The sequence below is a fragment of the Streptococcus sp. F2 genome, from assembly GCF_056500955.1.
The window spans coordinates 1-5,782 of the sequence record NZ_JBWKAI010000048.1 but is presented as its reverse complement, the minus strand read 5'-3'; the positions used below and the strand labels follow the sequence as shown (position 1 = coordinate 5,782).

Sequence of the window (5,782 nt, the reverse complement as noted above, 5' to 3'; positions counted from 1 at the left end):
CAATCTTCAACTTTTTAAGGACTGTGAGGGTGGCATCATCAATAGGTATAGACCTTACTGAGGTCTCAGTTTTAGGTGGCTTCCATTCATAGGAAATACTATCGTAACGTCTATAAGTTCTGATTTCTTTATCTCTCCAGTCAATACAATCCCATGTTAATCCTAGAACCTCACCAAACCGAAGGCCTGTTTTTAGTTGTATATATAATAGATAGGGAATTACAGATTTTTTGTAGTCTAAACAATTGACTAGAAAATTCAGTAACTTTTGATAATCAGCTAAACTTTGTAGTGACTTTTCTTTTTTAGTTTTTGAATTATTAATACCACTTATAATAACACCATTAGTAAAATCATAAATTTCTATCCTGTCTCTTTTGGCAAAATTAATAACTTTTCTAACCTCTGAATTCAATCGTCTAACAGTATTAGCTGATACTTTCTCTGCGTACAAATTTATAAAAGTTTGATATTGACTTGCCTTTATGGACATAGCAGGTGCATCACCAAAGAAATCTTTAATTTTCTGTCCTCTTAGTTTGTGTTTATAAAAAGTTGTCTCAGCTTTATTTGTAGGTAAAATATTGGACTCAAACCATGCCTCCCATAAGTTATAAAGAGAAACAGTTTTATCAATCACATTACCTTGCTTCAATTTAAGCTCAATAGCTATAGCTTCAATTTCCGCTTCTTTTTTTGTTCTAAATCCTGAATTCGTTGCTATTACCTTCTTGTTTTTATCAAATACTCGATAATTCCATAATCTCTTTTTTCCTCGTTGTCTAAATGATATACTCATTGATTACCTCTTTCTAAGAAGCGATAACCAAGGTTCTGTCTTAGTTATCATATCATATTTCATCAAAGATATCTCTGAAGTGTTTCTCAAAATATTCCTTTGTTTTACTTGCTAAAAAGTAATATCTGCCACCCCTTGTTTGTGGATATTTAACAAATCCATCTATATTTTGATTAATATCAATTTTAGATCTAATTTTAGGATTATAAAGAACATTATTAAGAAACCATGGTCTGGAAACTGATAACATTTTTAACACATCATTAAGTGTTAGATACTGCCCTATCTGGGAATTTCTTTTTAAGTCAACTAGCTGTTGTTTTAAAATGATGATATGAGTTTCTGGAATCTCAATTTCGATATTTCTCAAATCTATCAGTAATTTTTGTCTTTCTTCCATTTCTTTTACCTCTTAGTTATTGTTTTTTTCATCTTTCCACTTCATATTTTTTAAGAACATTGATAAAACTTTCTGTATGATTTTTTCATGTTTTCCTTTAGCAATATTTTTGAAATAATAATCACTTAGCATTTCTGAATGATTAACCATTTGGATTTTATGCGGTATTGATAGTTGATAAGTTGTATCTATCTTAACTAATGCATCTAATCTTCGTATAAATTGACTAGGGTCTTCATAGTGATAATTTTTAGCAGAGTGAAAGAAAAGTGATGGTTCAACACTACTTGCAATGATAATCACCTTAGCATAACCTAGTTTATTCTTATAACGAGCAGATATCGGACTAATATTATAAGGATCTAATAGCTTTAACCAATCTGTTGCTGTTAGACCATAACCTCTTACATCATCCATAAATAATATTTCTTGACCATTATAATTATCAAACGAATTAGTAGAAGCTGTAATACAATGTTCCCATGTTTCTCCTTGTCTAAAAGCAATATCTTTTATTGACTTGATAATTTCTTTTGCTAAGGAGGTTTTTCCCGATGCCGTTTTTCCTGTAATAAAAATAATAGTCTTTCTAAATTCTCTATTTTCAAGAGATTGAATCGTTACAAAACCTTTTTTCTCTTGATATGCTGCAAAGGCATCTTCTATTTTACGCTGGTTTAAGGCGTAAACTTTATAATAATCATTGGTTAAAAGTACTTGGCTTTTTGTTATATGTCCTTCTAAAATTTCAGATATGACATAGTCTAGACTTAAATTTGCTTCTTTTGCTTCTTTCGTAGCTCTTCCTTTAAACCAAATTTGTTTTCTACGATTATAAACACTAAGATAATCTTCACCTTTTAAAGTGATAACCTCATTTGGTGAATATTGGAATTTAGCTTTATCTTTAGAGTGAACAAGGTAAGCTAAAAGGTTATCATAACCATACCGTCCCGATTTTGCTTTTTCAATATATTGAGCTTCTATTCCTAAAATATAGGCTAACTGGCTTAATGTTGTTCCTTTTTCAAATTTAATTAAGATATGCACATGGCTAGCCTTTAGTTCCTCAATAGTGGATTTTTCTTCCTCGTTCCAAATAACTAATTTATCTTTATCGTGTTTGATAGCATATAATTCTGAAATAATACAATTATGACTAACTAATCTCTTCTCTATTTCCTCAAGTAGAGGGATTAAATCACCTTCTCTTGCTTGATCAATAAAGAAATTATCCCAATTAAGCCAAAAGTCTTTTTCTAATTGTTGAACTATCATAGCACAAGTAAGTTTTGCTTGTTTTTTCAATATTAACTCCTTCTCGGCATTTAATTATTCTGTTAACTATTCCATTGATCTTATTATGTTATACAAAAATTGAGATATCTCCTAAAGCTTTAAGCATCACGGTTTTAAGTAGTTTGACATTATTGACAAGCCCAATGTCAAACATGCGTAGAATAGTTAAAAAATAAGCACGTTGAACAAGTTCAACGTGCTTCATTATCACGCTTCATTTGCTTATAAGCCTCTTCATAAGTTGAAATTTTTTCTAGTTTATTTTTGTATAAATCTGTAGCTTTGAAAAAAATCGGTCGAGTTCCAGCACTGTCTATAAACACATAACCAGAAAAAGCATCTCGTGTTTGTACAATAGAATCAGTATCTGTAAATATCATATTGATAAGTTCTTTTGAAGTTTGACCTTTCATTAGAAGAATTCGAGTCAATAAATTATCTCTGATTGCTGTGCTAATCACTTGCGCATTTGGTTGCTGGGTTGATAAAATCAAATAAAATCCACTCGATCGTCCTTTGAAAATCAGTTGATTTAGAAGCTCTTGTGCATACTTACGTTGCTTTGTATCAGTCATAGAAGCTATCCACGCAGCAACTTCGTCAATAACAATAATAATCATTTTTAAATCAAATGTTCTAAAATTAGCACCCGTTCTATTACTTTTGTAACTTAATTCAGCAATTAGTTGTTCTCGCTCTGACATAAGTTTTACAAGTTCATCAAGTGTCAATAAAGCACTTGTATTATCAGAAATAATATAATTGTTCATAAATTTCCATGACGAAAATTCTTGCTTAAAATCAAAAATATAAATATCTTCTATACATTTCATCAACATACATTGTAATAAAAGTGTTCTTATCAATGCAGTCTTACCAGCTCCTGAGTTAGCTGCGACTAACATATGCACTGTCTGTGAGATATCTACTACTAAGTCATCTTGTAAAAGTAAACAATAGTCATCATAGTACAGCTCGCTCACTATTTTAGGTACTAGTCGCTTATCAATTGTGATATCTTCAACAATATACGTATATTCTGTTTGCTCGTTGTTACAGTAAAAGTCTACTACTACATAGTTTTTGTTAATAGATCGAAAAGTTGATGATAATGATTCTGCAAGCAATTCCATTTTTTTCTCTGACATACCAGCTAATTTCTCTATTTTGATAATATATTGAGATGACATATCTCTTTTTAATTTAGCATGTACATCAGAAACTTCAATACTATCAGAACTAAGCTGTCTATTGTTTGTCGCAGTATCTAGTACAGCTTTGCGCGCTTGATATTCAAATATAATGCATCTAATTGCTGCTAGAAATGATGCATTATCTACTACTCGAGTTATAAAATTAATTAACAAATAGTAAACGTATATAAAAAGCAACGTTAAGAGAGAAAATAAGATAATCAAAATTTCGACTGATTTTGTTAAATAAATTGTTAAAAGCAATGCACATATCATGCTTGCTATTGCTAACAGATATGTGCTTGCATCTTTATAAAAGATTTTTTTGAATCTTTGTGACTGCTTGTTATAAATGTATCTCGTACTCATTTACTTTGTTTTAATTTCAACGCGATCAGCAGCGTACCAACCACCTTTAGCTGTTGATCCACCTCTTACATTAAAAAACGTAAGTTGTGTTCCCAATTTTACATCCACTTTATTAGTCGTTTTGATAGCGTATTCCATATTTCCAGCACCATTAGCATCAATAGTATCAATAATATAATATTTATATTTATTATCATCAGTTTGCTCTATCGATCCTGTTGATACAACACTCATTTTTTCAATAACTAATGTAGTGTAAGCATTACCTGTTTTTTCGCTAATATACTCTTTTTTTATTGCTGAACGTTTTAATACTTCTGAAATGTCTTTTATCCAAGTTGGATTCATAGAATTTATTCTCCTTTGTGTTTTTTTTTCGAGCTTTTCTAGAATCAGCTCGTGATATTAATAAGACGTCTCTTATCTCTCTTTGTAAACAAGAGCTTTGATATCTCTTGCTTACAGTCTTATAATAACATCACTAGAGACTTGAATCAACCCCTATGTATTTCGTTGTATTGACAAAATAATGGTATCTAGATACAATAATATATATACTAAATACACAAAAGGAGAGTTTATGAAAGAAATGCAATCACTTAAACAATTTATTATTGAACAGGTTTCATTTTTTGGAATTGACGATACACAAAAAAATTTTAAAAAAATTTACACAAAAGCCAAAAGAATTCTTGAAAGCTGGGATTATTGGCAAGATGCACCTACCAAAGTTATTGAACGTAACCGTACTAAACTATTTACGCAAGAACAACTTCAAAAACTTAAATTTAACATGGAAACTTACTTACTTAAACAAAGCTCTAAATATGATTATAAACATTACTTAAAACTAACCAGTCAGATAACAGAACAAGTCGGAGCTATGGAAGATGATACGGAAAATGAGCACCATCCCTTGAATTTATCTCCTCAAGCTTTCGATAAAATGATGATGCAAGCATCTAGTGATGATCCTTACTACATCAGTCAAGTTAGTCGAGAAGAGAAATTAGAAGTGATGATGACTGCCTTATTTGAAAGATTTTTCACTCCGCTCGACATTAATTTATGGAATAAAGACATTTCGTTAGTTGAAGGTGCTCGTTTAGCCGATGATCCTCTTCAAGTCATTTCTTCACTTGAATACCAACTTGCAAAAGAACGGTTAGATGCACCTAACAAATGTCACTATTATAGTCGTAAAAGAGATATCTCTTAAATAAAGAATCAAAAAAGCAGATAGGACAATTCCTTATCTGCTTTTTTGATTTACTTTTCTTCTCTCTCAAAAGAAATGGTTTCACCTTCTAGAGTAACAACGAGATTACCTTTATCAGTAAAATCATAAGTGCCTTCCAGATCAACAGAAGCTCCCCATTTTTCTCCTTTGAGGTGGATTTCTTTCTTCTGTTGATTAATAGTTCCTTTTAAATGGTATGTTCCAAATAAAAAGTTTTTTATCTTCATCTTAGCGGTTTTGTTATCAGATATGGATAACTGACGTTGAATGCCGTCTCCTCTTTGAATATAAGTTCCATTTATAGATCTACCACAAGCGACTAAGCAGAAAATACTTAAGAAGAATAAAATAGCTAGTAGTTTTTTTCTCATTGCTCCTTGCTCAAACCTTTCTCTTTTTCTTTTTTATAATAGAAAGCATTTGCTTCAATCTCTTCAATCGTATCAGGAAATTGTTGAACCAATCTGGCATTCAATAATTTT

Annotated in this window: 7 protein-coding genes; 1 reads left to right on the top strand and 6 read right to left on the bottom strand. The window is 30.7% G+C overall.

Annotation, left to right across the window (positions count from 1 at the left end; translation table 11 throughout):
* From ACYTR8_RS09895 to ACYTR8_RS09875, 5 genes are all read right to left on the bottom strand, one after another.
* Nucleotides 1–799: tyrosine-type recombinase/integrase (locus ACYTR8_RS09895; protein WP_479650929.1), on the bottom strand; the 799-nt coding region annotated here is incomplete at its 3' end.
* A gap of 52 nt (nucleotides 800–851) precedes the next feature.
* Nucleotides 852–1,199, bottom strand: coding sequence for a DUF771 domain-containing protein (locus ACYTR8_RS09890; RefSeq protein ID WP_014611963.1), 348 nt, complete (start codon nucleotides 1,197–1,199; stop codon nucleotides 852–854).
* A 12-nt stretch (nucleotides 1,200–1,211) separates the two neighbouring features.
* Nucleotides 1,212–2,507 carry a Rep family protein gene (locus tag ACYTR8_RS09885; RefSeq protein ID WP_014611962.1) on the bottom strand — a complete coding sequence of 432 codons (1,296 nt, stop codon included), beginning with the start codon at nucleotides 2,505–2,507 and terminating at the stop codon, nucleotides 1,212–1,214.
* A 182-nt stretch (nucleotides 2,508–2,689) separates the two neighbouring features.
* Nucleotides 2,690–3,955 (bottom strand): FtsK/SpoIIIE domain-containing protein, encoded by a 1,266-nt coding sequence (locus ACYTR8_RS09880; RefSeq protein ID WP_185730812.1) that lies wholly within the window; start codon nucleotides 3,953–3,955, stop codon nucleotides 2,690–2,692.
* 105 nt (nucleotides 3,956–4,060) lie between these two features.
* Entirely contained in the window at nucleotides 4,061–4,408 is a 348-nt protein-coding gene (locus ACYTR8_RS09875) for a hypothetical protein (protein ID WP_014611959.1), read from the bottom strand.
* A 232-nt stretch (nucleotides 4,409–4,640) separates the two neighbouring features.
* Here ACYTR8_RS09875 and ACYTR8_RS09870 point away from each other — a divergent pair, with 232 nt between their 5' ends.
* A complete protein-coding gene (locus ACYTR8_RS09870; protein ID WP_479642092.1) occupies nucleotides 4,641–5,279 on the top strand; it encodes a hypothetical protein in 639 nt (212 codons plus the stop codon).
* Nucleotides 5,280–5,329: 50 nt separating this feature from the next.
* On the opposite strand, the gene ACYTR8_RS09865 is transcribed toward ACYTR8_RS09870, so the two are convergent.
* On the bottom strand, nucleotides 5,330–5,671 hold the full coding sequence (locus ACYTR8_RS09865; RefSeq protein ID WP_014611957.1) for a hypothetical protein: 342 nt from the start codon (nucleotides 5,669–5,671) through the stop codon (nucleotides 5,330–5,332).
* Between the last annotated feature and the right edge of the window lie 111 nt (nucleotides 5,672–5,782).